Genomic DNA, 26,621 nt, shown 5'->3' with positions numbered 1-26,621 from the left:
TTACTAGCGACTACAAGAAGATCCAGAAGGAGCCTTTTGAGTTTTTAAGGCTTCTGTTAGCTGAGTCGCAAGCGCTTGAACGTTTTCCTGTTGCCCCCTGACTAACGCAAGCACTCCAATATCGACGGGTTTAACCAACCTTGTATAGCAAGTCAAAAAAGACTTGCTCCCAGGAAAACGCATACTCCAGACCGTATCCAAGGCGACGGACTGTCCAGGGATTAAATCAAATCGCTGCACAGCCAATTGTATTTTTGTGACAGACGCGCCTGCGGCTTCGGAGACAAGTTTTTGTACAGGCGGCATGCCTATGCGTTGCGTTAATGCTTGAGAGAGTGCAGTCGACAGTTGGGCTGAAAGAGAACCAGACCAACGATCCTCACTGAGCACCATCAAACGTCCCTCACCCTGACTGACTACGAGAGAAATATTGTCCACCTCGGCAGGCACACTAATATCGGACAAGGAATAGGCGCCGACACTCTTGCCAGACACTTCTTTGCTTGAAGAAACAGCTGATGACGGCGGTGGTAAAGCTTGACTCAAGGTGTAGTGCTGAGCAGGAGGACCTGCGCAACCCACAAGACTTAAAACGCCCAAAGCCAATGCCAAGCGCTTGAAGGAAATCATCATTTACTTGGAGCTCCAAGAGTATCTCGGGAATATGGCTGAGCGCCTCGTCCCCGGATAATAGAATCGGGATTAGCCTGCAAGCTATCTGTCAAAGAACGCAGGGACTTGAGACTGCCCTTTAGATCTTCGAGCATAGACTCTGTGTTGGACGTCAGCGGGCTACCGGGTGCAATTAACGTATTGAGATTTTTAACAGTCAACTCAATCTGTGTCAGAGTGGAAGCTAACTTAGGTGTGACGCTTTTATCCAGATTTGCACTCATGCGCTTAATTTGAATGACCATCTCATCAAGATCTTCTGCAATTTTCTCGAAAGGAATTTTATCGATCTTGGCGATGATGCTTCCAATCTGCGCTTGCATGCTTCCCAGGTCATCTGCAGCAATCGTTGGCATGATAAAAGGTAGCGTTGTTTGATTAGATTCAGCGGGAGGCACGTTAGGAAAGTCCGCTAAGGTGATGTAGAGCTGACCGGTCAAAATACTCGCTGTTCTCAATTGCGCTCGAAGACCTTTGTTAGTCATGCTATTCAACGACTCTGTCAGATCCCCTGGAGTCTGGTGGGCTAGCTTGAGCTCAGTATAGACAGTGCCCAAACGCTCAGGATAAAGGGTACCTTCTACCACGGTAAAAAATTGTCTCGTCATAATGTCGAAATCAAGTTCGACAGAATCCACCACGCCGAGGTCTACACCGTGAAATACAACCGGCGCACCGACATTTAACCCACGAACGGGTTGGTCAAACCGCATACGAATTGGCACAGCAACACCTCTTGGGACAACGGCTGCAGCATTTCGAGATTCGTAGAGTTTGAAAGGCTTTTTAGCATCAATTAATGGTTGAGGCTTACCAAAGGAGGAAAATGAAATCCCACCTGCAATCAACGAAATTAAAGACTCCGTTTGCAGATGCATTCCTCCCGCACCGATCGTCAAGTCAATACCACTTTCATTCCAAAATCGTGTGCTTGTATCGATATATTTGTCGTAAGGTGCGTCAACGAAAATATTGAGATCCACAAATTTACCGGCATCGTTCAGAGAAAATCCCGTCACCAGTCCAACTTGAATTCTTCGATAAAAAATAGGAGCGCCAGGTCCCAAAGAACCTAAGCTATCGGTACGCAACACATAATGGCTACCAGGCCGATTGCTGGAGATTGGAGGAGGAAGCTCCAAGCCGACAAAGTTTCTCTCGCTTTCGCGAGATTTCGCACTGCCATCAAAATCAGTTTCAATGTAGGAGCCAGACAATAGCGTAGTCAGTCCAGAAACCCCACCGAAACCCACGCGAGGCCTGACTACCCAAAAGCGTGAACCCTCATGCGCAAAGGCTGCACCATCCTTGGTCAGATCCGCCTCAACCACCACGCCATCCTGCGTACTATTGAGGCGAACGCTTTTAACTAAGCCAATCACCACATCACGATATTTAATTTGTGTCTTACCATTTTCAATTCCGGTCGCTGACTGAAATGAAATCGTGATCTTTGGACCTTGCTGAGAGTAGTCATGCCAGATGATGGACAGTCCTACGAGAAGCGCTGCGAGCGGGATGAACCACACCCAAGCGAGACTACGCTTAGGACGCCTAGCGACGCGCGGCAATGTTTTCTCAGCGGTCTTGCTTTGCAGGTCGGGCATGCCAGGCTCATTAAGTTGACTCAAGGCGAAATTCCTTGGGCATAGAAGGACTAAATATTAAAAGGAGATGATACTTGACGGCGGTAGCCGGCGCGTCGCCAAGCCAGTCGTGGGTCAAAGCTCAGTGCAGCCAGCATAGTCAAAATCACAACTGCACCAAAAGCAACCGCCCCACTCCCTGGCTCGATACGCAGTAAAGCACCAAACTGTCCCAAAGCTGAAAGCAAAATCACAACAAATACATCCAACATTGACCACTGTCCAATGAACTCGACCACGCGATAAATCTGTGTCCGCCTGCGTAAACCACGCATCGCACCGTACTGAGTAAGGACTAATAAAACTGAAAGTGCCACAAGCTTGAACACAGGTACCAACACACTTGCAACCAAGACAACCAGTGCGATATCCCAAGAGCCCATTTGAAATAATTCGATGACGCCTCCGAGAATAGTGTGAGCGGAGGTTCCGCCCACCGACGTGATTTTCATGATGGGCAGTAAATTAGCAGGTATGTACAAAATCACTGCTGCGAGCAAGAGCGCCCACACCTGCTTAATCTGGGCAGGTGATGGTGGTTTAGGTAAAGTTGGTAATTGCGCAGGCACACCCAAGTCGAGGGCCATCAGACGTAACCTATGCGCATCTAAACGACCCGTACTCGTGATAAAAATCGCTGCACATGCTGTTGCAAACAAACCAACTCCTGCGACTAATGAAGCTAATCCGGCAAGCTTGACGACGGAGACAAGAATGCCAACCAAAAATACTGGGACCATGCACCAAGGCTTTAAGTGGTCAATCATCTTGATTGACCACTCAAAATATGCGGGTAACCGTCCAAGTGACAGTGGCAACATCACTGAAAAAAGCAAGGAAAGCTGAAACACAGGGAGTAAAAAGCCTGCTGCAAATGTAACAATCGCAACCTCTTGGTAACCCTCTTTCCAAACGACTGAAACGGCATCAAAAAACGTTGCAGCTTGTCCTTGGCCCTGCACATAAAGCGTGGCAACAGGGTAAATATTTGCAAAAAACAAACTGATGAAGGCCGTCAAAATAATGGCAAGCCAAGCATTCGGAGTGAAAGCTGCGTAGGACTCCAATACGCTATTACAGCGAATGCACTGAGCCCATTGATCAGGCTCAAGTTCGGGACGCAAATAAACAGCCCCACACTGATGACAAGTCAACGTGAGGGGCTGTGAGGAACTTACCAATGAAGGGCCGTTCTCTGACGTCATCAATGCACCAGCACGGCCTCCTGATCAGAACCCTTGGCGGCACCAGAGGATTTATCATCCTTGGTATCAAACGTAAGAATGACCTTCCCGTCAGCGTCAACGTCCACGCAAACAGAGCCACCATCGACTAGTTTGCCAAACAGTAACTCATCCGCTAAAGCACGACGGAGTGTGTCCTGTATCAAGCGCTGCATAGGACGTGCCCCCATCAATGGATCAAAACCATTTTTACCAAGATGCGCACGTAACGCATCGGTAAAGGAGACCTCGACACGCTTATCGTGGAGCTGGTCTTCAAGCTGCATCAAGAACTTGTCCACAACACGCAGAATCACCTCTTGACTCAAGGGTGCGAAGTGCACAATGGCGTCGAGCCTGTTACGGAACTCAGGTGAAAACAGGCGCTTAATGTCGCCCATTTCATCGCCACTCGCACGCGTATTGGAAAAACCAATATTTGGTTTGTTGAGTGCTTCAGCGCCTGCATTGGTCGTCATCACTAAAATGACATTACGGAAGTCAGCCTTTCGACCGTTGTTGTCGGTGAGCGTGCCGTGATCCATGACCTGCAACAAAATATTAAATACATCCGGATGCGCTTTTTCGATTTCATCTAATAACAACACGCAATGGGGTTGTTTGTTGATCGCCTCGGTCAGCAAACCGCCTTGATCGAAACCAACGTAGCCGGGAGGTGCACCAATCAGACGTGAAACGGTATGACGTTCCATATATTCAGACATATCGAATCGCAGCAACTCCACCCCAAGGGTGAATGCCAACTGCCTTGCCACTTCAGTCTTGCCTACACCCGTTGGTCCGGAGAACAGGAAGGCGCCAATGGGTTTTTCAGGACGACCAAGACCAGATCTTGCCATCTTGATCGCACCTGCCAACGCCTCAATGGCACCATCTTGACCGTACACGACCGTTTTCAAATCACGCTCAAGACTTGCGAGCTTGCTTCGATCATCACTCGATACAGTCTGAGGAGGAATGCGAGCGATTTTAGAAACAATCGCTTCAATATCCGTTTTCCCAATCACTTTCTTTTGCTTTGAGCGAGGGAGCAAGCGCTGCGCTGCACCAGCCTCGTCGATCACATCAATCGCCTTGTCTGGGAGATGCCGATCATTAATGTGGCGAGCCGAAAGTTCGGCAGCCGCTGTCAACGCAGCGCCTGAGTATTTGACCCCGTGATGCTCTTCGAAGCGCCCTTTCAGACCACGCAAAATTTGAATGGTTTGTGCGACCGTAGGTTCGGAAACATCCACTTTTTGAAAGCGACGGGAGAGCGCTGCATCTTTTTCAAAGACACCTCGGAACTCGGTATATGTTGTGGCACCGATGCAGCGTAACTGACCTGAAGACAGCGCGGGCTTGAGCAGATTAGAAGCATCAAGCGTGCCACCCGATGCAGAACCCGCACCAATCAAGGTATGAATTTCATCGATAAACAAGATGGCTTGCGGATTATTTTTGAGCTGTTTCAACACGCCTTTAAGTCGTTGCTCAAAATCGCCTCGATACTTGGTGCCAGCAAGAAGCGCACCCATATCCAAAGAAAATACCTGAGCATCTTGGAGCACTTCGGGCACCTCGCCCTGGGTGATTCGGTAAGCTAAGCCTTCGGCAATTGCTGTTTTGCCCACACCCGCCTCACCCACCAAGAGAGGGTTGTTTTTTCTGCGGCGACACAAAGTTTGAATCACACGCTCAACTTCTTGATCGCGTCCAATCAGCGGATCAATGCGGCCCGCGATGGCGGCGGCATTTAAATCCTGCGTGTACAAATCAAGCGGTGACTGTTTGCCTTCGGCATTTTGCTCAGTTCCTTCCGCTTGCTGTTCTTTGGGTCCAGCAGGGGTCTCAGCTGCAGCTTGTTTGCTGATGCCATGCGAAAGGAAATTCACAACATCCAGGCGGGAGATACCTTGTTGCTGCAAATAAAAAACAGCATGGGACTCTTTCTCACCGAAAATTGCGACTAAGACGTTAGCACCAGTCACAGGCTTTTTGGAGGCTCCACCTGCAGAAACGTGCATGATTGCACGTTGAATCACTCGCTGAAAGCCAAGAGTGGGTTGCGTATCAACCTCTGCACCCGCAGGAATGACTGGGGTGTTGTCAGTCACAAACTTACGTAAGTTATTACGTAACTCATCCATGTTGGCTGAACACGCACGCAGCACTTCGATTGCGGCTGCATTATCAAGCAGCGACAAAAGTAAGTGCTCGACGGTGATGAACTCATGACGAGCTGAGCGGGCCTCAACAAAGGCCATATGTAGGCTAACTTCAAGCTCTTGGGAAATCACATTTCCTCCGACGTTCTTTCAAGTGTTACACCGTTAAATTGCATTCTATGCCTTATTCGTCACCAACCGGTTCCATCACACACTGCAATGGGTGCTGGCGGGCGCGCGCGTGCTGCGCGACTAGAGCGATACGACTTGCAGCGATGTCATGCGGGTAAACCCCACACACACCTTTGCCTTCGTGGTGAACTTGCAACATGATCCGCATCGCTTCCTCCTGCCCTTTACTGAAAAACTTTTGTAGTACATGAACGACGAACTCCATGGGGGTGTAATCGTCATTCAGCAAAATCACACGATAAAGAGGTGGAGGAGCAGTTTTTGCGCTCTGCTTGTCAACAACAAGATCCGGAGTCGAAGTGGTACGTGCGGGCATGTTTAAAAGTTCAATTAAAGAGATACCTTCATTCTACAGACCCCAAGGGGGCAAAAAACTACTTAATAATGAGAAGTATCAAGCAAAAAATTAGTCATACTAGGCAAACCGATACTTGACGAACACATTAAATCTAACGAATATCGCTATACACACAGGAAATAATTGGGTGTCAAGTTGCCGAAAGCAGATTTTTTCAAGCATACGCTTTAGATCAGCTTTCTGTTTAGTTTATACAACGTTCATAAGAGGCAGTCGGAATGTCAGACTCGACCACAAGTAATGGCCCTAAGGTCACAGGTGTAGTGAAATGGTTCAACGACGCAAAAGGCTTTGGATTTGTGACACCCGATGATGGTGGCGAAGATCTGTTTGCTCATTTTTCAGCAATCCATATGGACGGTTTCAAGACTCTCAAAGAAGGCCAGAAAGTTGCCTTTGAGATCACGCAAGGTCCTAAGGGCAAGCAAGCAACTAATATAACGGCTGCTTAAATAGCCGGGGTGAATAACCCCTTGGATACTACGCAATGTATAGACGGTTCCCGCAAGAAAAACAGCGCGATCTGACGGTCGTGCTGTTTGTTTTTATCATTGGTTTTTTCTTTTCGGTTTCCTCTGCTTTTGCACAGATGAATCCGACATTACCCATTAAAAAACTGAATGCAGGCATGCATGTCATTCAAGCCGAAATTGCGGCCACTCCTGAGACGCGCACAATCGGATTAATGAATCGCAAATCTCTTGCGCCTAACCACGGCATGTTGTTTGTTTTTGATCAGGCAAACGTGCAATGCTTTTGGATGCGCAACACTCTGATTCCTCTTTCAATTGCTTACCTCGACACAGACGGTACGATTGTGAACATTGCAGATATGACGCCGCAAAGCGATCAATCACATTGCTCTAATCGCCCGGTGAGATTTGCGCTCGAAATGGACCAGGGTTGGTTTGCTGCGCGCGGCCTCACACCAGGCAAAAAAATACTCGGTCTGCAATAGACCGAGTATTGAGGACGCCATGCAGTATTAGACGCGTTCGACAATCATCGCGATACCCTGCCCCACGCCTATGCACATCGTGCACAAGCCGTAGCGCCCACCAGTAACCTCCAGCTGATGCACTGCTGTCATCACCAGACGCGCTCCGCTTGCGCCCAAGGGGTGACCCAGGGCAATCGCACCGCCGTTGGGGTTGACGCGTGGATCATTATCAGCGATGCCAAGCATCCGCAACACGGCGAGGCCCTGTGCAGCGAATGCCTCATTTAATTCGATCACGTCCATTTGAGCGAGTGTCAAACCAGCGAGTGCCAATACTTTTTGTGAAGCTGGTGCGGGACCAATACCCATAATACGGGGCTCTACGCCAGCTGTGGCCATTGCTACCACACGGGCACGCGGCTTGAGACCATGGCGTGCTGCGGCTTGCTCGTGCGCAATCAGCATCGCAACAGCACCATCGTTGACGCCTGAGGCGTTGCCCGCAGTGACGGAACCGCCTTCGCGCACAACACCTTTGAGCTTTGTGAGCGACTCAAGTGTCGTGAGACGTGGATGCTCGTCGCGATTAACGATCAGTGCATCCCCCTTTTTTTGCGCAATACTGACCGCAACAATTTCGCTTTCGAAATACCCACTTTTTTGTGCTGCCGCTGTCTTTTCCTGGCTGGCCATCGCAAACAAATCTTGGTCTGCACGAGAGATGTTGAACTGATCCGCAACGTTTTCTGCAGTTTCTGGCATCGAGTCGACACCGTATTTTGCTTTCATCAACTTGTTGACGAAACGCCACCCAATCGTGGTGTCATAAATCGATGCGCTACGAGAAAATGCCGAGTCAGCCTTTCCCATGACAAAAGGTGCGCGCGTCATGCTTTCAACGCCGCCAGCTAACATCAGCGAAGCATCTCCTGCCTTGATCGCACGAGCAGCCGTACCAATTGCATCCATGCCGGAGCCGCACAGGCGATTGATTGTTCCACCGGGCACGACATCAGGCAAACCAGCTAATAAAGTCGCCATCCGTGCGACGTTACGATTATCCTCGCCTGCTTGGTTCGCACACCCCATCAGCGCATCATCCAGTTCTTCCCATTTGACGCCTGGATTGCGCTCTGCCAATGCACGGACTGGAATTGCTGCTAAATCGTCTGTTCGAACCGTTGCCAATCCACCAGCGTAACGACCGAAAGGGGTACGAATTGCATCGCAAATATAAGCGTTTTTATCCATGGCGATTCTCTTTTATAAAATGTTGAAAGACTCGAGCGAAATCTTAGCGCAAAAACTTGCACGAAAAAAAACCGACCCTGAGGTCGGCTTTTAGAGGCAGGCTGAAATTAACCGAAGTTTTTAGCAGCGAACGCCCAGTTTGCCAAGGTCCAGAAACTTTCCAGATACTTTGGTCGTGCATTGCGGTAGTCGATGTAATAGGCGTGTTCCCAGACATCACAGGTCAACAATGCCACATCTGTTGTAGTCAATGGCGTTGCAGCATTGCTAGTGTTGACGATATCGAGTGAGCCGTCCGCCTTTTTCACCAACCATGTCCAGCCTGAACCAAAATTGCCGGCAGCTGACTTATTGAAGGCTTCTTTGAAAGCAGCAACACTGCCCCACTTGGCGTTGATGGCCTCTGCAAGCTTACCTGTTGGCTCTCCGCCAGCATTAGGTGCCATGCTGTTCCAGTAGAACGTGTGGTTCCACACCTGAGCAGCATTGTTAAAGATGCCACCAGAAGATTTTTTAACGATCTCTTCTAATGATGCAGTCTCAAACTCTGTGCCTGGAATCAGGTTGTTTAAATTTGTCACATACGTCTGATGATGCTTGCCGTAGTGGAACTCAAGTGTTTCTTTTGAAATAGTGGGTGCCAAAGCATCCATTGCATAGGGCAAAGCTGGGAGTGTGTGGGCCATTGCTGCAAATTCCTATTGAATGTGGGTAAAACAAATCAATTTCTATTGTATCGGACACACCGAATTCATGGCGACAACCCCTTCACTGACAAGGGTTTCCGAACGGATCAAGCTCCATCCTGCGGGTGTTTGAGAGACAAAACCTGGACATTCGCACTGCCAGCAGCGAAACTGACTTCGAGAGTGTCGCTTTGATTGACTTCGTGGGACGAACGCACCACGTTGCCAAGTTGAGTCCTTACGATCGCATAACCTCTAATCAAGGTTTGTTCAGGGCTGAGGGCTCGACACTGTGCAGCAAGTGACGCCAACTTCGCCATACGTAAAGCATGCAACCGACGAAATCCTGAGTCCAAAGAGGCAGCGGCACGTTCGACGCTGACACGTGACGTGCTCAGCTCGGGCAATACGCCGCGCAAGCGTGCGATCGCTCGTTCCGAAGCGTTATGGCGCTGTTGTTCACTGCGCTGAGTCGCTGCACGCAACCTAAATACCAATCCGCTTAATCGCTCCGACTGGTGCGATAACCTTTGCGCGGGAGACACTAAGCTTGCCGCAAGACGATCTACGCGTTGGGAGAGCCTGTCAATCTTTCGTTGCATCCCAACCGTCAATTGATCTTGGGCCCGGCGGACGCGCTCAGACAACTCAACGCGAGCTGTACATACGAGCTCAGCTGCTGCCGTGGGGGTGGGTGCGCGGAGATCCGCCACAAAGTCCGCAATCGTGAAATCTGTTTCATGACCGACTCCTGAAACGACAGGAATCAGGCTGGCTGAAATATCCCGCGCTAAGGCCTCGTCATTAAAGCTCCAGAGATCTTCGATACTACCGCCCCCTCTCACGAGAAGGAGTGTATCGACCTCTTGACGCTCATTCGCCAAGGCGAGCGCCTGCCTGAGCTGCAAAGCCGAGTCAGCACCCTGCACCATCGCCGGATAGATGATCACAGGCACATGAGGGGCTCGTCGCTCAAGCGCCGTTAATACATCGCGGAGTGCCGCAGCGGACAAAGAGGTAATGACACCGACTGCTCTAGGGTGCTTAGCGATGTCCCGTTTATTTTGTGCCTCAAACAGCCCTTCTTGGGTCAATTTGTTCTTGAGTGCTAAAAAAGCCTCAAAAAGCGACCCAAGACCTGCACGTCGCATTTGCTCAGCCTGAATTTGGTATTCGCCGCGGGCTTCGTACAGGGTGACTCGACCCTTGAGTTCGATCTGATCACCAGACTTCGGAACAAATCCCACCGCAGCCGCACGACTTCGAAACATCACTGCTCGAACAGAGGCGCCATTGTCCTTGAGTGTGAAATACCAGTGACCTGATGCCGCGGGTGTGAAATTAGAAACCTCACCACGCACCCAGCTGACATCAAAGCTTTCCTCTAAAAGTCGTGCGACAGCCTGATTTAACTCAGAGACTGTCAGAATGTCCCGCGTCAATACAGGATTTGTTTGTTGATCGCCAAGCGCCATAAGGGGTCTACACCAAAGATTGTCCACAAACGTAATAAAAAAGTAATAAGTTGTTGTGGTTAAAGAATATATCGTTTCTGTTGTTAAGTTTCGTTAAATAAAAATTGTAAGTCATTGATTAAACAGTGAAACTAAATATATCAATATAATTTGCTCAAATTTTAAGCATTTGCTTCAAAGCACCCATTTTCCTTCATTTCGGAAGATGCGCACAGAATTATCCACAAGTTCTGTGGATAGATTTTAATGAGTCCTTGGCTTGCCAAGGGTCTGGTTACCCCCTTACCATGACATCATTGTTGTAAGCACTTAAACACTGAATCTAAGAGGCACCTTTTTTGCAATCAATCGTCATTCAAGCAGGCTGGCCCATCTGGCTCTTGATCGCATTATCCGTTGTCGGTCTAGCCATAGTGATTGAGCGCTCGCTCAGTCTTTCCGCTAAACGCATCATTCCCCACGACCTGCCCGCTCAAGTGATACAAATGGTTCGCGCTCAGGCAGACACCCCCGATGCGATAGACAAACTGCGCGCTTCATCCCCACTCGGACAAATACTCGCGGAGTGTCTAGTCAATCGTCATTTGCCCACAGCAGAACGTCGCCTGGCGATTGAAGATGTTGGACGCGATATTGCATACATGTTGCAACGATACTTGCCTGCGCTGGCAACAGTGGCAAGTATTGCACCCCTCATGGGTTTGTTTGGGACTGTCGTAGGCATGATTGAAATTTTTGCAGCCTACCGCCCTGATGGCTCAGATCCGTCTGAACTAGCCCGCGGAATCTCCATTGCTCTCTACAACACTGGTTTCGGCATTTTGATTGCGATTCCGGCTGTCATGGCGCATCGCTTGTTTAAATCCCGTGTTGAGGCACTTTTACTCAACATGGAAAAAGCCACACGTTATGTTCTCAAAAACATATAAGCGCTGCGCATCATGAACTTCCGCTCAAGCGCCTCAGATCAAGACGCACCCGATATCAATCTCATTCCTTTAATTGATGTGTTGTTGGTGATATTGATATTTTTAGCTGCAACCACGACTTTTACGCGGGACAGACAATTAAAAATTTCTTTGCCTCAGGCCAGCGCGGAGCAAATGACCGTGCCTACTGTAGAGCTTTCAATCTCGCAAGATGGTCGCTTTGCGCTGGCTGGTTTGTTGATTTCCACTTCAGACTTGGTCGCAACACTCAAGACTCAGCTGTCAGGTCAAACCGACGCAGTCCTGTTAATTCGTGCAGATGCCTTGTCGCCGCATCAGGCAGTTGTTCATGCTATGCAAGCCGCACGAGACGCAGGAATCGGTAAAGTCCACTTCGCCACACAGGCGGTGCAGTGAACCTCACTAGTCTGCGTGCCGCAATTGAAAAATGGCTGCATCGGCAGTGGCAGCGTCGTGGAGTGTGGGCCTGGGCGATGGCGCCACTTGCTTTGCTGTTTGGCTTGATTTTAAAAATTCGTGCCTTGCGCTTTAAAAAACTACTCTATCCACATGATCAAATAAATATCCCGATACTAGTGGTTGGCAACATTTATATCGGTGGAACGGGCAAAACGCCTGTAGTCATTGCTCTGGTCAAGCAACTCAGCGCCCTAGGTTGGCAACCAGGGGTGATTAGCAGGGGCTATGGCACCGACATTGGCGATCAACCCCTGCTGGGCCAAGGCTCGGTAGATGCCAAACAATTTGGGGACGAACCCGCGCTGATTACCCACGAGACTGGCGTTCCCATTGCAGTCCATCCCAATCGACATCAAGCCTGCCTGGACCTGATTACACAGTTTCCTCACATCAACCTGATCATTTCAGACGACGGCCTACAGCATCTCAGGCTTCCTCGAGACATCGAACTCGTCGTTCAGGATGCACGAGGGACGGGCAATGGTTGGCTGTTGCCTGCAGGTCCTCTCAGAGAGCCTGTCAGCCGATTGAGTACAGTTCACGCCGTCCTCACACGCATAGATGAGGCACCCCTCAACGCCAAAAAACAATCCGCCTTACTTGCCGTGACGCACCACTCCGCGACAAATTTGCGCAAAACTTCAATTTCTCTTCAGATTTGTCGCTTTAGACACCTTTTAAGCGGACAAACGCAAGAGCCTGCCTCCTTTGTTTCTTTTGTTCACACGCTTTCTGTGACAGCCGTGGCAGGCATTGCCAATCCACAAAGGTTTTTTGCAAGTTTGCAAAAAGCTGGCATTCCCCTCGCACAAGCCCTCGCGCTTCCCGATCATTTTTCCTTTGACCACTCGCCCTTTGCTTCTCTATCGGCTGATGTCATCTTGTTGACCGGAAAAGACGCAATTAAATGCAAAGCTTTGATAGATGACCGCCTTTGGGTTGCAGAAGTGGACATGACATTTGCTGATCCTGAATTTCTACCCTGGCTGAACCACCAATTGCAAGCAAAAGCTTCGCGACTCAGTCCCGATTGATTACAATGGTTTATGCAAACACGACTCCTTGACCTCCTTGTCTGCCCTCTCTGCAAGGGCCCCCTGCACCCAAACGCTGAGCACACGGAACTTGTGTGTCGCGGGGATCGGCTAGCCTTCCCTGTTCGCGATGGCGTGCCAGTCATGCTCGAAGCCGAGGCGCGCGTTTTAAAAGACACGGAAAATCCCTCGGATAACGCTTAAAGACTTCGGGACACGTGTATGCAACCCTTCGTGGTCATCATTCCAGCACGTCAGGCCTCGACCAGACTCCCTGGGAAAATGCTGGCAGACCTTGCAGGTACACCCATGGTGGTCAGGGTCGCTCAACGGGCGGCCGCTTCAGATGCTGCCGAGGTACTGATTGCCACCGATGATTTGCACATTGCGCAGGTGGTGCAATCTTTTGGTTATCGGGCGCTCATGACTCGTATCGACCACCCCTCCGGCACAGACCGCCTGGCAGAAACTGTTGAGCAGCTCAACTTGCCTCCTGAGGCGATTGTGGTGAATGTTCAAGGTGATGAGCCGCTCATTGACCCCGCTTTAATCAATCAGGTCGCGTCCTTGCTTGCCCAGCATCCCACTGCAGCTATGGCAACTTGTGCTGCCCCCATTACCGACGCTACTCATTTTTTTAATCCCAATATCGTCAAAGTTGTGTGTGACAAAGCTGGCCGTGCGCTCTACTTTTCCCGCGCACCGATCCCTTGGGACAGAGATGCCTTAGCAAGCGGATCTCAATTACTGAGTGCCGAGACACCCGCATTGCACCACATTGGTTTATATGCATATCGGGTCCACTTTTTGAAATCTTTTCCAAGCCTCTCGCGCGGCATCTTAGAAAGTATTGAATCACTCGAACAGCTCCGCGCGCTCGAACACGGCTACAGCATTGCGGTGCATCCGACAGAGGCTCACCCGGGCGCAGGGGTCGACACAGAGGCTGATTTGGTCCGCGTTCGACAAGTCTTGAGCACAAAAGCATTAAAGTCAGGGAAAGCACCACAATAGACAGGTCACGTCAACTGCTGCGATGCGGCATAATATTATCTATCATCACTCAAAGTATCGGGAGTTCTCATGCGTCTAATTCTGCTTGGTCCACCGGGCGCCGGCAAAGGCACGCAAGCGGCATTCATTACCGAACATTTCGGCATCCCACAAATTTCAACGGGGGATATGCTTCGTGCTGCTGTCAAAGCTGGCACCCCGCTTGGTGTGGCTGCAAAAAAAATTATGGACGCCGGGGGCTTGGTTTCTGATGACATCATCATTGGATTGGTACAAGATCGCCTCAAGCAGCCAGACTGCAGCAAGGGCTATCTATTTGACGGTTTTCCCAGAACAATTCCCCAAGCGGATGCGCTGAAACAAGCGCATGTTGCTCTAGATTTTGTCATCGAAATCGCCGTCCCCGAAGAGGACATTATTGATCGCATGAGTGGACGTCGCGTTCACCCTGCCAGCGGGCGGAGCTACCACCTTCGCTTTAATCCGCCGAAAGTTGCAGAACATGACGACCTAACAGGTGAACCGCTGGTTCAGCGTGACGATGACAAAGAGGAAACAGTGCGGCACCGCCTCAAGGTTTACCGCGATCAAACACGTCCCTTGGTCGACTATTACTCCAACTGGGCAGGTTCAGATGCCACAGCACCCCGCTATCGAAAAGTTGAAGGCGTCGGTTCGGTCGATGAGATCAAAGCCAAGATCTTCGCTGCTCTCGTCTAAACATACAGAAAAGTCTCATGGAAATTAAAAACAAAGTCTTTATCGTGACAGGCGGTGCTTCTGGTTTAGGCGCCGGGACAGCAAAAATGCTTTGTGCTCATGGTGCACGCGTAGTCTTGGCAGATGTGCAAGACGAAGCGGGTCAAGCGCTCGCGAAAGAGCTTGGCCAGCATTATGTTCATTGCGATGTCACCCAAGAACAAGATGCACGTGCGGCGGTTACTGCAGCGTTAGCACTTGGGCCCTTATTTGGCTTGGTGAACTGTGCCGGCATTGCACCTGCAGCCAAAATTGTTGGCAAAAACGGTGCGCATCCCCTCGATATGTTCCAAAAGGTCATTTCGATCAATTTGGTCGGTAGCTTTAACATGATGCGCGTCGCCTCTGAGGCGATGAGTCAAAATGAATCAGAGCCTACCGGCGAGCGCGGAGTCCTGATCAATACAGCCTCTGTTGCTGCGTATGACGGCCAGGTGGGTCAAGCCGCCTATGCGGCCTCAAAAGCCGGCGTTGTCGGAATGACTTTACCCATCGCCCGTGATTTGGCCCCCTTAGGGATTCGTTGTGTCACCATCGCTCCAGGGATTTTTGGTACCCCGATGATGTTTGGCATGCCTCAAGCCGTGCAAGACTCCTTGGCTGCAAGCATCCCCTTTCCTTCTCGTTTTGGTCGACCCGAAGACTACGCCAAACTCGTCCATCAGATCGTCACGAACGAAATGCTGAATGGCGAAACCATTCGCTTGGATGGCGCTATCCGCATGCCCCCAAGATGAGCCTGTTGCGTGCCGCCGCGACTGTCAGCAGCTTCACGCTGCTGTCACGGATCACTGGCTTGGCACGCGACATACTGATTGCACGAGCATTTGGCGCCGGTGCATTGACCGACGCATTTTGGGTCGCCTTTAGAATTCCTAACCTTTTGCGTCGACTCTTTGCAGAAGGTGCCTTTGCTCAAGCTTTTGTGCCGATTTTGGGTGAAGTGCGGAATCAGCACGAATCCGAGGCAGTTAAAACGCTACTTGATCGCGTTGCAATCACTTTGTTTTTAGTGCTTTCTTTGACAACGATCATAGGCGTCATTGGTGCGCCCTGGGTCGTCATGGCGATGGCCAGTGGTTTGACCGAGCCCCAGCGCGCTACTGATTTTGAGTCCGCTGTTTGGATGACGCGAGTGATGTTTCCGTACATTATTTGCATGTCACTGGTGGCCTTTGCTTCAGGCGTGCTCAACACTTGGCGACGCTTCGCAGTACCTGCATTCACACCAGTTTTGCTCAATTTATCCATGATCGGCAGTAGTTTGCTCATCGCCGACTGGTTTGAAAAACCAATTTATGCGCTCGCCGCGGGTGTCATGGTGGGGGGACTCGCTCAATTGGCGGTGCAGTGGTTTGCACTGTCGCGCCTCGGTTTACGGCCCCGTCTGATTGGCCCCATTCAACCCGCACTGAAAGATCCAGTCGTTCGACGCATTATGAAGCAGATGCTTCCCGCCACGCTTGGCGTCTCTGTCGCACAAATCTCTTTGTTAATTAACACCAACATTGCAACTTGGCTGACGCCAGGAAGTGTGACATGGTTGTCCTTTGCGGACCGACTCATGGAGTTTCCTACGGCACTGATTGGCGTGGCACTCGGGACGGTTTTATTACCGAGCCTCTCTAAAGCCCACGCGCAACCCGACGGTCAACAACACTACAGTCACCTGCTGGATTGGGGACTCAAACTCATGCTGCTTCTGGGTCTTCCAGCAGCGTTGTGCATGGTGCTGATGGCGGATGCTTTGGTCGCAACACTTTTTCACTATGGCGCCTTTAGTGCCTCGGATGTTGCACACACACGTTTAGCCGTCATGGCCTATTCCGTCGGTTTGGTGGGCTTGTTGACAATCAAGATTCTTGCGCCGGGGTTTTATGCCAAACAAGATATCCGAACACCCGTCAAAATTGCCATTGGCGTTTTGATTTTGACCCAACTCATGAATGTGGTGCTTGTGCCCGCCTTGGCCCATGCGGGCCTTGCGTTGGCCATCGGGCTTGGTGCCTGCCTAAACGCGATGGCCCTTTACGTAGGCTTGCGACGAAAAGGTATTTATCAACCAGGCTTGGGTTGGCTCGCATTTTTTCTCAGACAAACTTGCGGTCTATTTGCCATGGCCATTCCGCTCTGGTACGCCTCCAGCCAACTTGACTGGATAAGTCTTCAAACCACACCATGGCTCAGATTTTTTTGGTTATTTGGGGTGCTGTCTGTCGCTGGCTTAACGTATCTCTTGACGCTCTGGGTGCTTGGCATGCGACTCAAACACTTTAGACGCGCCCCCGTTGCAACACAAACAGCACATTTGACCAAATAGAGTTTGCATTTCAGGGGCTTAGTGCTAGAATAGCAGGCTGAACTCAACCAATTGCGTGTATGAGAGCTGATTAACAGCTTGATTTAGCGCGCTATTTAAAGATAAGACAGATTATTCATGGCAAATACAGCCCAAGCCCGCAAACGTGCACGTCAATCCGTTGCTACTAACCTGCACAACTCCAGCCTGCGTTCAATGTTTCGCACAGCGATCAAGCGCGTGCGTACAGCGATTGATGCTGGCGACAAGGCCGCTGCTACTGAAGTTCTCCAGAAAGCAACTAGCGTGATTGATCGCATTGCTGACAAAAACATCATTCACAAGAACAAAGCTGCTCGTCACAAGAGCCGCCTGTCTGCTGCAATCAAGTCACTAGCTTAAGCCTAGCATTCTCTTTACATGACCGATCGGGATCGTGTAATGTTTTGAGAATGACTTGATAGACGCATGAGATGTGATGCGACACTCTTTTAGAGTCGTCAAAATAAGACAGCCCTTTACGGGCTGTTTTGCTTTGTGCCGAATGAGCATCGTATATGTGTAACCGGATATATTTATTTAAATAAAGTTCAGACATTCCCTAAGGCTCTTTCCTACACGGATCAATCCACCATGACAAAGCCCCGCATTTTGCAGATTGGCTCTCTAACCGGTCACCCGCCCGCTGATGCCGAACTTGCCGCACGCTATGACGTATTGCAATATTGGAAAGCGTCAGATCCACAAGCGTTTTTACGCGAGCATGCCGACAGTATCGAGGTGGTTGCGACCTCGGCCAATATCGGATGCAAAGCTGAAGTCATTCAGTCACTTCCAAAGCTCAAGGCGATTTGTAGCTGGGGCGTTGGCTACGACTCGATTGATGTCGAAGCAGCCCAGAGCCGCAATATTCTTGTCAGCAACACCCCTGACGTGCTGAACGATTGCGTGGCAGATCTCGCTTGGGGTCTGCTGATCGCAAGCGCACGCAATATTGGCTGGGGTGACCGCTTTGTTCGTGCGAACCACTGGGAAAATAAAGTAGGTAGCCTGACCTTAGGAACCCGCGTCAGTGGTAAAAAGCTCGGCATCGTCGGGCTTGGACGAATTGGTGAAGCGATTGCGCGTCGAGGTCTGGGTTTCGACATGGAGGTGGGTTATCACAACCGTCGTGCGCGTTCTGATGTGTCCTACAACTACTTTGCGTCGCTCGTGGAGCTCGCCAACTGGAGCGACTTTTTAGTCATTGCAACTGTTGGCGGCGCTAGCACTCGGGGGCTGATTAACGAGACAGTGTTGCGTGCATTGGGTCCAAAAGGTATTTTGGTGAATATCGCTCGCGGTACTGTGATTGATGAGCCAGCCATGGTGCGTGTATTGACTGAAGGTGCCTTGGGTGGTGCAGGACTGGATGTGTTCGACAAAGAGCCTAAAGTACCTGATGCCCTGAAGACAATGAACAACGTGGTGTTGATGCCTCACGTTGCAAGTGCGACGCATGAAACGCGGCGTGCGATGACGGATTGCCTACTTGAAAATCTGGAGTCGTTTTTCGCGAAGGGTCAGGTTTTGACACCAATTGACTGAACGGCAACCTACTTTTTGTCACGTTCCAAGGGATCGACCGTCAGGTTGGTCTCTGTTTTGAGGTGATTATCTCGAGCAAAGTCGTGAACAAACTTCCAGGCCAAAGGCTCAAGTTCGCGAAGACGCTCATCCACCACAACACAGCGTACGCCATCTATCACGGTGGGCACTGAATACGGGGAATATGACAGATGCCCGCCGAGCGAGCCGGCAGGCCGATATGGGGCTAAAACCCCCGCAAGGCGCTCAGCCCAATCACTAGGCCTAAAGTTGGCGCCAGACTGGGTGAGTCCATAGATGATGAAATAGCGAACTTCTGATGTCATGCATAACCTGTATCGCCGATTATCAGACTCTAGAACTTCTGATTCGTGAGCCTATCGGTAAGATTGTATATGATTGATGTTTTACACCCACGCAAGCGATCCCGCCTGATGGGTATTTTTTAATTTTACGGAGCCCCGGCGATGACTTCTGCCATTTCAAATACGTATGCCCGACTTCCCGTTGCTTTTACACATGGTAAAGGCGTTTGGTTATGGGACACTAACGGCCGACGTTATCTGGACGCGATGGCGGGCATCGGCGTCTCATGCCTGGGGCACGGACATCCAAAACTGGTCGAGGCCATCAGTCAGCAAGCGGCGCGACTGATCCACACCTCCAACCTGTATCAGGTCCCAGAGCAAGAGGCCTTAGCCCAAAAAATTGTTGATATTTCAGGCATGACCGAAGTGCTTTTTGGCAATAGCGGTGCCGAGGCTAATGAGGCTGCGATCAAGCTTGCACGCTACTACGGGCACAAAAAAGGCAACGACCTACCCACAATCATCACGATGGAGTCTTCTTGGCACGGTCGGACGCTGGGAACACTAGCAGCAACAGACAGTGAAAAAGCCCGAGCCGGTTTTGGTCCACTCCCCGAAGGCTTCATCAAGGTCGCATATAACGATCTCAACGCCATCAAGGCTGCAGGCGATAAAGAGCCGCGTGTTGTCGCGGTGCTGCTTGAAGTTTTGCAAGGCGAAGGCGGCATTCGTCCCTCGGATATTTCATATATGCAAGATCTGCGCAAACTTTGCAACGAGCGCGGCTGGCTGATGATGATCGACGAAGTTCAATCAGGTATCGGTCGAACCGGAAAATGGCTGGCTCACCAATGGGCAGATATTTTGCCTGACGTCGTGGTGCTCGCAAAAGGCTTAGGCGGTGGCGTGCCAATTGGTGCGATCGCTGCGCGCGGTCCTGCTGCAGGCGTTCTCGGACCAGGCAGCCATGGCACCACCTTTGGCGGCGGTCCTTTAGTGTGTGCCGCGGGCAACGCTACGCTCAAAACGCTTGAGGATGACAAGCTGCTTGATCATGCTGCACGTGTGGGTGCACATCTTAAAGCTGCCCTCCAGGAAGCCCTTAAAGGCGTTCCAGGCGTGCGCGAAGTCCGCGGTCAGGGTCTGATGCTTGGCATTGAGCTCGACAAGCCCTGCGGCGCTCTTGTGATGCGTGCCCTTGAGGCGGGCCTGCTGATTAACGTGACCAGAGACCGTGTGATTCGTATGTTGCCGCCATTGATTATTACTGAAGCCGAAGCTGACGAAATCGTCAGCCTCTTGGTCCCGCTTATTAAGGCGTTTAACGCTGAACAATAAGCTGCGCACACATCACCAGGTACACCATGTCAAACGTTGTCAGCACGAATGCGCCTATCAGGCATTTCCTTCAGTTCAGTGACTTTTCACGTGAGGAGTTGCTCTACGTACTGGATCGGGCACGCCTGATCAAGGATAAATTCAAACGTTACGAGCCTCATCACTCGCTGCACGACCGCACGCTTGCAATGGTGTTTGAAAAGGCCAGTACTCGCACACGAGTATCTTTTGAAGCGGGAATGTACCAACTCGGGGGCTCGGTCATTCATCTGACCACCAATGACTCACAGTTGGGGCGCTCCGAGCCCATTGAGGACACGGCGCGCGTCGTGTCACGGATGGTTGATATCGTTATGATTCGTACGTTTGAACAGACACGTCTTGAACGCTTTGCCGAGCATTCACGCGTCCCTGTGATTAACGGACTGACCAACGAGTTTCATCCTTGCCAAATTCTGGCCGATATTTTTACTTTTATCGAAAATCGAGGCAGTATTGCCGGCAAGACCGTTGCCTGGGTAGGCGATGCCAATAATATGGCCTATACCTGGTTACAAGCCGCTGAACTGCTAGATTTCAAGTTGCATGTGTCGGCGCCTGCCGGCTACAGGCTGGAGCCCGCGCGCATTGGTTCGGCCAGCCCTGCAACCCTGCAAGAGTTTGCAGATCCTCACGAAGCGTGTCAGGGCGCACACCTTGTCACCACAGATGTCTGGACAAGTATGGGCTACGAGTCAGAAAACGAAGAACGCCGCAAAGCGTTTGCAGACTGGTGCGTCGATCAGGACATGATGCAACGTGCAGCTCCTGATGCGCTCTTTATGCATTGTTTGCCCGCACACCGCGGTGAAGAGGTGACGACCGAGGTCTTAGAGGGTCCGCAAAGCGTGGTCTGGGACGAAGCAGAAAACCGCTTGCATGTTCAAAAAGCCTTGATGGAGTTCTTGCTACTCGGTCAGGTCAACTAAACGTTCACATCCCGCTCAGCGGGTTAGAATTCTCCTATTCCTATTTTCTACACATAGAGCTGCTCATGAGCGATATTAAAAAAGTTGTGCTGGCCTACTCTGGCGGATTAGACACTTCAGTCATTTTGAAATGGCTCCAAGATACCTATCAGTGCGAGGTCGTGACATTTACGGCCGATATTGGTCAAGGCGAAGAGCTCGAGCCTGCCCGCGCCAAAGCCATCAAGTTTGGTATTAAGCCAGAACAGATTTTTATTGATGATTTGCGCGAAGAGTTTGTGCGCGACTTTGTATATCCAATGTTCCGCTGCAATACTGTTTACGAAGGCGAATATCTCTTGGGCACTTCTATTGCCCGTCCTCTGATCGCAAAAAGACAGATCGAAATTGCCCGTCAAGTTGGTGCAGATGCGGTCTCCCATGGCGCGACCGGAAAAGGCAACGATCAGGTGCGTTTTGAACTAGGCTATTACGCCTTGGAGCCAGGCATCAAGGTGATTGCTCCCTGGCGAGAGTGGGATTTAGTGTCGCGCGAAAAGCTCCTGCAATACGCAGAGGATGCAGGTATCTCAATCGACATGAAGCACAAACAAGGCGGCGCACCCTACTCCATGGATGCCAACCTCCTGCACATCAGTTTTGAAGGTCGCCACCTCGAAGATCCGAAGGCCGAAGCTGAAGAGTCCATGTGGCGCTGGACAGTATCCCCAGAAGCTGCACCAGACAAAGCCGAGTATCTCGATATCGAATTTGAGCATGGCGACATCGTCGGACTCAATGGCGTGCGCCTGTCACCTGCTCAAGTCTTGACTAAATTAAACGAACTGGGTGGCAAGCATGGCATCGGTCGATTGGATCTGGTGGAAAACCGCTACGTTGGCATGAAGTCACGCGGCTGCTACGAAACTCCCGGCGGTACGATTATGCTCAAAGCGCACCGTGCCATCGAATCTATCACGCTCGATCGTGAGGTTGCGCACCTCAAAGACGATCTGATGCCTCGCTATGCTTCATTGATTTATAACGGTTACTGGTGGTCACCAGAGCGCCGTGCCTTGCAAGCGCTCATCGACACGACACAGCAGGACGTCAATGGCTGGGTGCGCGTCAAGCTTTACAAAGGCGGCGTCTATACCGTCTCGCGTGATTCCAAAGACACACTGTTTGATCAGACCATTGCAACGTTTGATGATGATGGCGGCGCCTACAATCAGGCTGATGCTGCGGGATTTATCAAGTTGAACGCTCTGCGGATGCGTATTGAGGCCCGTGCAGGTCGTAAATAAAATTCTCAATCATGTCTGATTGAGAGTCAAAATTAGTTTAGTGAGAAAGTAATGCCCTCAGCAAGATTTGACTGAGGGCATTTTTTATATCTGGAATTGACTCAAACGCTCCAAGCGATTGAGCTGGGCGCCCTTGCGAAGTCCTGGAAATAACACTGTAATCTTGACGCCAGATAAGAGCGGAACACTCACCAGATTCCACCAAGCACCATGGGCACGCGCAATCTCGCGCACCAGAGCCAGACCAAGCCCGGAGCCTCCCTCTAACGCATCGGAAGCACGATAAAAGGCATCGAACACCCTACTTTGATCAGCCAAGCTGATTCCACAGCCATCGTCCTCGACGGATAAAGTCGGTGGTGTCTCAGTCACGATCAGCCGAATGCGTTTCGCACCCTTGGCGTAACGGATCGAGTTATCAATCAAATTACCCAAAAGTTCTCTGAGCAAAATGGGATCCCCTTCAATCCAAACAGGGTGCTCGGGTGCCTCAAGTTGCAAATCGATATGACATGCCTGTGCCCGCTCAAGCCACTCAGCACCACACGTACGTGTCCACTCAGACAGGTCCAAAAGAACGAAATGATCTTGGGGGCGCCCCTCAGGATCGACGCGTGCAAGGAGCAATAATTGTGTGCCTAGTCGAATCATCCGGTCAGTCACATTTTTAATGCGCTCTGCGCGTTCACGAATGTCTGGCGTCAAGGGCTGCGCCAGCATCAACTCAGATTCGAGTTTTAAACCTGTGAGAGGGGTTTTGAGTTGATGTGCAGCGTGCCCCACAAAACGTCGTTGCGCTTCAAAAGTATCATTTAAACGGGCAAATAATGCATTGGTATGGGTGAGCAGTTGATCGAACTCAGTCGGCAAGTCATGAACTTCCATTCGACCAAGGTCCTGCGCAGAACGCTGCGCAATTTGTTCAGAGAGTTTTTCCACAGAAGCCATGCTTCGATGGACGGCTCTGATGACGACCCAGACTAACAATCCAATTAAAAGTGCTTGACCCGCCACCATCAGCCAAAAAATATCTTCGCGCTGCCACTCATCTGTATCAAGTTTATAAGAGACGACCCAAGTTACGGCCTGGTCTAAAAGAACGAGAGCGATGATGGGGGGTAATAGACGAAGGATCAATAGCCGGGCCATTGATCCCTTTAGAGGCAACTTCACGCGAGAGCACCAGGCAAAGAAGATTTCCAAAAGGTGACCAAACGCATGGAAGCTAGGCCTCAAGCTCTAACATGTAGCCAAATCCACGGATGGTTTTAATGGCAACGCCCAACCCTTCCAGTCTTTTTCGCAGCCTGTAAATGTAAACCTCGACTGCATTTTCACTAAAGTCTGCATCCATTGCAGAAAGTGCTTGGGTAATTTGCTGTTTTGTGACAACTTTTTCCGCGCGAGACAACAGCATTTCCAGTACAGACATTTCTCGAACAGAAACAGTCAATAACTCGCCTGCCACACGGATTTCGCGATGAACGGTATCAAAACGAATCGACCCAAACTCAACGATGGGCACAACGGTTCCGAGGTGTCTGCGGGCAAAAGCACGAACGCGGGCAGCAAGTTCATCGAGCTCGAAGGGTTTTGAGAGATAGTCATCGGCTCCGGCATCAAGACCGGCAACGCGATCAGCCAAAGCATCTCGTGCGGTCAAGACAAGCACGGGGATGTAGCGTCCTTCGAGGCGAAAAGTCTGCAAGACCTCCAAGCCATCCATATCAGGGAGATTCAGATCCAGAACCACTAAATCATACGAATAGTTTTTGATCGCCAGCAGTGCTCGCTTGCCATCCGCGAGCCAGTCAACGGCGTAGCCCTGACTAGTCAGGAACTCTTGAAGAGCCCGTCCTAGTGTTGCGTCATCTTCAATTAGTAATACTCTCATACGAAAGATTTTACTCTCAGAAAGAGCACTTTCTGTGAATATGAACACTGAGGGGGAGATATTGGGTGGTGGGTGCTACAGGACTCGAACCTGTGACCTACGCCGTGTAAAGGCGCCGCTCTACCAACTGAGCTAAGCACCCCATCATGTTGTGACAAACAGTCGTAATCGCAATGCTAAGCGGATACAAAGGTGTACAAACAAAAACGAGGGAACATCAAATAACACTAAAAAAAAACAATGCGGATCGCATTATAGCGAACCGCATTGTTTTAGCAACTGAAAGCGAGTCTTAGTTGACTGCGTCTTTCAGAGCCTTGCCTGGACGGAACTTAGGCACTTTGGCTTTTTTGATCTTGATGGCTTCGCCTGTACGTGGGTTACGACCTGTGCGAGCAGCGCGAGCTGTCACGGCAAAAGTGCCGAAACCGACCAAAGTCACAGTGCCACCCTTTTTGAGGGTTGTCTTGACAGCAGCAATCATCGCATCAAGTGAGCGACCAGCAGCAGCCTTGGAGATGTCAGCCTTGGTGGCGATGTGTTCGATCAATTCGGTTTTGTTCATATTAGAGATACCTCTAGTGGTGTTAAAAAAAGCCAGACGTTTTTTATCATCTGTGCCGTAATCATTTAGTGCAATCTAACAGCAACAGCACATGCCATCATTAAGCCTTGAGACGCTGCGGCTGTCAAGAAAAAATCACCGTATCAACCGCAACTTACTTGAATGTAAGAAAAAGAAAGAATTTATTGAAGCTTTGCCACACTCTGTTCATTCAACGCTAGCATCAAATAAAAAAATGCGTTAAAAGCATGCCAATTTAAACATGAAGGGTCAAATTAATTTTTGACATTTGTCAAAAGCCTGGGAAAAGTCTTGGATTAAATCCGCCTCATCTTCGATCCCAACAGACAGACGAATCAAACCCTCAGCGATCCCCATTTTTGCCCGCAAGTCAGGACCCATTTCATAATAAATTGTTTGCGCAGCAGGAAGAGCCAAGCTACGTGTGTCACCCACATGTGTCGCCAAAATCACAATTTCAAGGTGATTGAGAAAGTCAAAGCTATCGATACCATCCGCCAACTCAAAGGCAATCAAATTGCCGAAGCCGCCATTAAAAAGTTTTTTGGCGCGCTCATGCTGCGGGTGGGAGGATAAACCTGGGTAGGCAACTTTTGCCACGCTAGGGTGTTTAGACAAATATGTCGCAATCGCCAGCGCATTGCTACATATTTTCCCCAATCTCAAGGACAGTGTCTCGGCCCCTACGGCAATGCGATGAGCGGCATCCGCTGAAAGGGTTGCCCCCATATCGCGAAGTCCTTTTTTCTTGATTTGAGTGAGCCCCCAACCTGACACAGGACCCTTTTTATAAACATCCAAAATATTGGGACATTTTGCCCAGTCAAAAAGACCCGTATCCGTGAGCGCACCACCCAAAGCGTGGGCGTGACCACCAATATGCTTGGACAAGGAATTCATCACAAAAGAAGCCCCCACAGACGCAGGCTTGAATAGCCAAGGCGAGGTCAAGGTATTGTCAACAACGTAGATCAAACCACGCTCCGCACACAGTGCACCAATCGCCTCGAGATCAGCAATCTGAGTACCTGGATTGGCGATCGTTTCGGTAAAGACCATGCGCGTATTTGGTCGAATCGCCGCAGCCACAGCTGAAATATCCGTCGGGTCCACAAGCGTCAGCTCAATACCAAGCAACTCCAGCGTTCCAAACAAGCTATTGGTGTTTCCAAAAATGAACTGACTGGAGATCAGGTGATCGCCTGCTTTGAGCAAAGTTGTGAACAGTGCAGCAAGTGCGCCCATTCCTGTTGCAAAGCTGAGGCTCGCCACACCGCCTTCCATCGTCGTAATCTTTTTTTCTAAAGCATCCGTGGTGGGCGTACCTTGTCTCGCGTAGGTGTATCCAGGCTTGCCTTGAAAAACAGCCGCCAATTCTCTTGCATCCGGATATGCATATTGCGAAGAGGTATGAATAGGCTTGTGCACAGCGCCATGCTCGACAGACAGTCGACGATCGCCATGCAAAATGTTAGTGGTAAATCCGTGCTTAGCCATGAAAAAATACTCAAAAAACAGTGAGACAAAG

The 26,621-nt window shown here is 50.4% G+C and carries 28 protein-coding genes and 1 tRNA gene; 15 read left to right on the top strand and 14 right to left on the bottom strand.

The genetic code is table 11. The features are described 5' to 3' along the window. Positions 1-3: 3 nt before the first annotated feature. The 5 genes from WBJ47_RS11670 to clpS all read right to left on the bottom strand — a co-directional run bounded on the left by WBJ47_RS11670 (position 4) and on the right by clpS (position 6,217). Positions 4-633 (bottom strand): PqiC family protein, encoded by a 630-nt coding sequence (locus tag WBJ47_RS11670; protein WP_422244718.1) that lies wholly within the window; start codon positions 631-633, stop codon positions 4-6. Next, complete coding sequence (locus WBJ47_RS11665) at positions 630-2,303, bottom strand: intermembrane transport protein PqiB (protein WP_422244719.1); 1,674 nt, start codon at positions 2,301-2,303, stop codon at positions 630-632. The genes WBJ47_RS11670 and WBJ47_RS11665 overlap by 4 nt, the downstream gene beginning before the upstream one ends. A gap of 26 nt (positions 2,304-2,329) precedes the next feature. Further along, complete coding sequence (locus WBJ47_RS11660) at positions 2,330-3,442, bottom strand: paraquat-inducible protein A (RefSeq protein WP_422244721.1); 1,113 nt, start codon at positions 3,440-3,442, stop codon at positions 2,330-2,332. Positions 3,443-3,522: 80 nt separating this feature from the next. Continuing rightward, a complete protein-coding gene (gene clpA, locus WBJ47_RS11655) occupies positions 3,523-5,841 on the bottom strand; it encodes an ATP-dependent Clp protease ATP-binding subunit ClpA (RefSeq protein WP_422244723.1) in 2,319 nt (772 codons plus the stop codon). A gap of 52 nt (positions 5,842-5,893) precedes the next feature. Next, entirely contained in the window at positions 5,894-6,217 is a 324-nt protein-coding gene (gene clpS, locus WBJ47_RS11650) for an ATP-dependent Clp protease adapter ClpS (RefSeq protein WP_422244725.1), read from the bottom strand. A 260-nt stretch (positions 6,218-6,477) separates the two neighbouring features. Here clpS and WBJ47_RS11645 point away from each other — a divergent pair, with 260 nt between their 5' ends. Both WBJ47_RS11645 and WBJ47_RS11640 read left to right on the top strand, forming a co-directional pair. Further along, on the top strand, positions 6,478-6,711 hold the full coding sequence (locus tag WBJ47_RS11645) for a cold-shock protein (RefSeq protein WP_422244726.1): 234 nt from the start codon (positions 6,478-6,480) through the stop codon (positions 6,709-6,711). Positions 6,712-6,848: 137 nt separating this feature from the next. After that, positions 6,849-7,217 (top strand): DUF192 domain-containing protein, encoded by a 369-nt coding sequence (locus tag WBJ47_RS11640; protein ID WP_422244735.1) that lies wholly within the window; start codon positions 6,849-6,851, stop codon positions 7,215-7,217. Between the two features lie 27 nt (positions 7,218-7,244). Here WBJ47_RS11640 and pcaF read toward each other — a convergent pair whose 3' ends face one another. From pcaF to xseA, 3 genes are all read right to left on the bottom strand, one after another. Further along, positions 7,245-8,450: a 3-oxoadipyl-CoA thiolase gene (pcaF, locus tag WBJ47_RS11635; RefSeq protein ID WP_422244727.1), complete on the bottom strand. Its 1,206-nt coding sequence runs from the start codon at positions 8,448-8,450 to the stop codon at positions 7,245-7,247. 107 nt (positions 8,451-8,557) lie between these two features. Further along, complete coding sequence (sodB, locus tag WBJ47_RS11630; RefSeq protein ID WP_422244728.1) at positions 8,558-9,136, bottom strand: superoxide dismutase [Fe]; 579 nt, start codon at positions 9,134-9,136, stop codon at positions 8,558-8,560. A 107-nt stretch (positions 9,137-9,243) separates the two neighbouring features. Further along, positions 9,244-10,611, bottom strand: coding sequence for an exodeoxyribonuclease VII large subunit (xseA, locus tag WBJ47_RS11625; protein ID WP_422244729.1), 1,368 nt, complete (start codon positions 10,609-10,611; stop codon positions 9,244-9,246). Between the two features lie 338 nt (positions 10,612-10,949). Between xseA and WBJ47_RS11620 the strand changes: the two genes are divergently transcribed. The 10 genes from WBJ47_RS11620 to WBJ47_RS11575 all read left to right on the top strand — a co-directional run bounded on the left by WBJ47_RS11620 (position 10,950) and on the right by WBJ47_RS11575 (position 18,713). Next, the gene (locus WBJ47_RS11620) at positions 10,950-11,540 is read left to right on the top strand and encodes a MotA/TolQ/ExbB proton channel family protein (protein ID WP_422244731.1); all 591 of its coding nucleotides are present in this window, start codon (positions 10,950-10,952) and stop codon (positions 11,538-11,540) included. Between the two features lie 12 nt (positions 11,541-11,552). Further along, complete coding sequence (locus WBJ47_RS11615) at positions 11,553-11,957, top strand: ExbD/TolR family protein (protein ID WP_422244732.1); 405 nt, start codon at positions 11,553-11,555, stop codon at positions 11,955-11,957. Next, on the top strand, positions 11,954-13,054 hold the full coding sequence (lpxK, locus tag WBJ47_RS11610) for a tetraacyldisaccharide 4'-kinase (protein ID WP_424585314.1): 1,101 nt from the start codon (positions 11,954-11,956) through the stop codon (positions 13,052-13,054). The genes WBJ47_RS11615 and lpxK overlap by 4 nt, the downstream gene beginning before the upstream one ends. A gap of 12 nt (positions 13,055-13,066) precedes the next feature. Then, positions 13,067-13,258, top strand: a complete 192-nt coding sequence (locus WBJ47_RS11605; protein ID WP_422242753.1) for a Trm112 family protein — start codon at positions 13,067-13,069, stop codon at positions 13,256-13,258. Between the two features lie 18 nt (positions 13,259-13,276). Further along, entirely contained in the window at positions 13,277-14,068 is a 792-nt protein-coding gene (gene kdsB / locus WBJ47_RS11600) for a 3-deoxy-manno-octulosonate cytidylyltransferase (RefSeq protein WP_422242754.1), read from the top strand. Between the two features lie 69 nt (positions 14,069-14,137). Next, on the top strand, positions 14,138-14,788 hold the full coding sequence (adk, locus tag WBJ47_RS11595) for an adenylate kinase (protein ID WP_422242755.1): 651 nt from the start codon (positions 14,138-14,140) through the stop codon (positions 14,786-14,788). Positions 14,789-14,805: 17 nt separating this feature from the next. Continuing rightward, positions 14,806-15,564 (top strand): 3-hydroxyacyl-CoA dehydrogenase, encoded by a 759-nt coding sequence (locus tag WBJ47_RS11590; protein ID WP_422242756.1) that lies wholly within the window; start codon positions 14,806-14,808, stop codon positions 15,562-15,564. Continuing rightward, entirely contained in the window at positions 15,561-17,147 is a 1,587-nt protein-coding gene (murJ, locus tag WBJ47_RS11585; RefSeq protein WP_422242757.1) for a murein biosynthesis integral membrane protein MurJ, read from the top strand. Before WBJ47_RS11590 ends, murJ begins: the two co-directional genes overlap by 4 nt. A gap of 117 nt (positions 17,148-17,264) precedes the next feature. Then, entirely contained in the window at positions 17,265-17,528 is a 264-nt protein-coding gene (gene rpsT / locus WBJ47_RS11580; RefSeq protein WP_422242758.1) for a 30S ribosomal protein S20, read from the top strand. Between the two features lie 231 nt (positions 17,529-17,759). After that, positions 17,760-18,713 (top strand): 2-hydroxyacid dehydrogenase, encoded by a 954-nt coding sequence (locus WBJ47_RS11575; RefSeq protein WP_424585313.1) that lies wholly within the window; start codon positions 17,760-17,762, stop codon positions 18,711-18,713. An 8-nt stretch (positions 18,714-18,721) separates the two neighbouring features. Here WBJ47_RS11575 and WBJ47_RS11570 read toward each other — a convergent pair whose 3' ends face one another. After that, the gene (locus tag WBJ47_RS11570; protein WP_422242750.1) at positions 18,722-19,039 is read right to left on the bottom strand and encodes a DUF3579 domain-containing protein; all 318 of its coding nucleotides are present in this window, start codon (positions 19,037-19,039) and stop codon (positions 18,722-18,724) included. A gap of 141 nt (positions 19,040-19,180) precedes the next feature. Between WBJ47_RS11570 and WBJ47_RS11565 the strand changes: the two genes are divergently transcribed. From WBJ47_RS11565 to WBJ47_RS11555, 3 genes are all read left to right on the top strand, one after another. Then, the gene (locus WBJ47_RS11565; RefSeq protein WP_422242749.1) at positions 19,181-20,359 is read left to right on the top strand and encodes an aspartate aminotransferase family protein; all 1,179 of its coding nucleotides are present in this window, start codon (positions 19,181-19,183) and stop codon (positions 20,357-20,359) included. A 26-nt stretch (positions 20,360-20,385) separates the two neighbouring features. Then, entirely contained in the window at positions 20,386-21,327 is a 942-nt protein-coding gene (gene argF / locus WBJ47_RS11560; protein WP_422242748.1) for an ornithine carbamoyltransferase, read from the top strand. A 65-nt stretch (positions 21,328-21,392) separates the two neighbouring features. Next, positions 21,393-22,613, top strand: coding sequence for an argininosuccinate synthase (locus WBJ47_RS11555; RefSeq protein WP_422242747.1), 1,221 nt, complete (start codon positions 21,393-21,395; stop codon positions 22,611-22,613). Positions 22,614-22,697: 84 nt separating this feature from the next. On the opposite strand, the gene WBJ47_RS11550 is transcribed toward WBJ47_RS11555, so the two are convergent. The 5 genes from WBJ47_RS11550 to WBJ47_RS11530 all read right to left on the bottom strand — a co-directional run bounded on the left by WBJ47_RS11550 (position 22,698) and on the right by WBJ47_RS11530 (position 26,590). Then, on the bottom strand, positions 22,698-23,762 hold the full coding sequence (locus WBJ47_RS11550) for a sensor histidine kinase (RefSeq protein WP_422242746.1): 1,065 nt from the start codon (positions 23,760-23,762) through the stop codon (positions 22,698-22,700). 76 nt (positions 23,763-23,838) lie between these two features. Next, positions 23,839-24,507 carry a response regulator transcription factor gene (locus WBJ47_RS11545; RefSeq protein ID WP_422242745.1) on the bottom strand — a complete coding sequence of 223 codons (669 nt, stop codon included), beginning with the start codon at positions 24,505-24,507 and terminating at the stop codon, positions 23,839-23,841. A gap of 66 nt (positions 24,508-24,573) precedes the next feature. After that, a tRNA-Val gene (locus tag WBJ47_RS11540) sits at positions 24,574-24,649 on the bottom strand. Between the two features lie 150 nt (positions 24,650-24,799). Then, on the bottom strand, positions 24,800-25,072 hold the full coding sequence (locus tag WBJ47_RS11535; RefSeq protein ID WP_422242744.1) for an HU family DNA-binding protein: 273 nt from the start codon (positions 25,070-25,072) through the stop codon (positions 24,800-24,802). A gap of 270 nt (positions 25,073-25,342) precedes the next feature. After that, complete coding sequence (locus WBJ47_RS11530; RefSeq protein ID WP_422242743.1) at positions 25,343-26,590, bottom strand: cystathionine gamma-synthase family protein; 1,248 nt, start codon at positions 26,588-26,590, stop codon at positions 25,343-25,345. Positions 26,591-26,621 lie beyond the last annotated feature (31 nt).

This window comes from Zwartia sp., from assembly GCF_049655405.1.
Taxonomy (GTDB): Bacteria; Pseudomonadota; Gammaproteobacteria; order Burkholderiales; family Burkholderiaceae_B; genus Zwartia.
Note: the sequence above shows the minus strand (reverse complement) of the source record. Positions and strands in the feature narration are given on the sequence as shown.

What these genes read in the sequence shown, in the direction of transcription:
- WBJ47_RS11670 (WP_422244718.1), bottom strand. Translation starts at nt 633, where the DNA reads ATGATGATTTCCTTCAAGCGCTTGGCATTGGCTTTGGGCGTTTTAAGT.
- WBJ47_RS11555 (WP_422242747.1), top strand. Translation starts at nt 21,393, where the DNA reads ATGAGCGATATTAAAAAAGTTGTGCTGGCCTACTCTGGCGGATTAGAC.
- kdsB (WP_422242754.1), top strand. Translation starts at nt 13,277, where the DNA reads ATGCAACCCTTCGTGGTCATCATTCCAGCACGTCAGGCCTCGACCAGA.
- rpsT (WP_422242758.1), top strand. Translation starts at nt 17,265, where the DNA reads ATGGCAAATACAGCCCAAGCCCGCAAACGTGCACGTCAATCCGTTGCT.
- WBJ47_RS11590 (WP_422242756.1), top strand. Translation starts at nt 14,806, where the DNA reads ATGGAAATTAAAAACAAAGTCTTTATCGTGACAGGCGGTGCTTCTGGT.
- adk (WP_422242755.1), top strand. Translation starts at nt 14,138, where the DNA reads ATGCGTCTAATTCTGCTTGGTCCACCGGGCGCCGGCAAAGGCACGCAA.
- WBJ47_RS11615 (WP_422244732.1), top strand. Translation starts at nt 11,553, where the DNA reads ATGAACTTCCGCTCAAGCGCCTCAGATCAAGACGCACCCGATATCAAT.
- argF (WP_422242748.1), top strand. Translation starts at nt 20,386, where the DNA reads ATGTCAAACGTTGTCAGCACGAATGCGCCTATCAGGCATTTCCTTCAG.
- pcaF (WP_422244727.1), bottom strand. Translation starts at nt 8,450, where the DNA reads ATGGATAAAAACGCTTATATTTGCGATGCAATTCGTACCCCTTTCGGT.
- WBJ47_RS11535 (WP_422242744.1), bottom strand. Translation starts at nt 25,072, where the DNA reads ATGAACAAAACCGAATTGATCGAACACATCGCCACCAAGGCTGACATC.
- WBJ47_RS11550 (WP_422242746.1), bottom strand. Translation starts at nt 23,762, where the DNA reads ATGGCCCGGCTATTGATCCTTCGTCTATTACCCCCCATCATCGCTCTC.
- WBJ47_RS11575 (WP_424585313.1), top strand. Translation starts at nt 17,760, where the DNA reads ATGACAAAGCCCCGCATTTTGCAGATTGGCTCTCTAACCGGTCACCCG.
- WBJ47_RS11640 (WP_422244735.1), top strand. Translation starts at nt 6,849, where the DNA reads ATGAATCCGACATTACCCATTAAAAAACTGAATGCAGGCATGCATGTC.
- WBJ47_RS11565 (WP_422242749.1), top strand. Translation starts at nt 19,181, where the DNA reads ATGACTTCTGCCATTTCAAATACGTATGCCCGACTTCCCGTTGCTTTT.
- murJ (WP_422242757.1), top strand. Translation starts at nt 15,561, where the DNA reads ATGAGCCTGTTGCGTGCCGCCGCGACTGTCAGCAGCTTCACGCTGCTG.
- WBJ47_RS11605 (WP_422242753.1), top strand. Translation starts at nt 13,067, where the DNA reads ATGCAAACACGACTCCTTGACCTCCTTGTCTGCCCTCTCTGCAAGGGC.
- sodB (WP_422244728.1), bottom strand. Translation starts at nt 9,136, where the DNA reads ATGGCCCACACACTCCCAGCTTTGCCCTATGCAATGGATGCTTTGGCA.
- clpS (WP_422244725.1), bottom strand. Translation starts at nt 6,217, where the DNA reads ATGCCCGCACGTACCACTTCGACTCCGGATCTTGTTGTTGACAAGCAG.
- WBJ47_RS11570 (WP_422242750.1), bottom strand. Translation starts at nt 19,039, where the DNA reads ATGACATCAGAAGTTCGCTATTTCATCATCTATGGACTCACCCAGTCT.
- xseA (WP_422244729.1), bottom strand. Translation starts at nt 10,611, where the DNA reads ATGGCGCTTGGCGATCAACAAACAAATCCTGTATTGACGCGGGACATT.
- WBJ47_RS11545 (WP_422242745.1), bottom strand. Translation starts at nt 24,507, where the DNA reads ATGAGAGTATTACTAATTGAAGATGACGCAACACTAGGACGGGCTCTT.
- WBJ47_RS11530 (WP_422242743.1), bottom strand. Translation starts at nt 26,590, where the DNA reads ATGGCTAAGCACGGATTTACCACTAACATTTTGCATGGCGATCGTCGA.
- WBJ47_RS11645 (WP_422244726.1), top strand. Translation starts at nt 6,478, where the DNA reads ATGTCAGACTCGACCACAAGTAATGGCCCTAAGGTCACAGGTGTAGTG.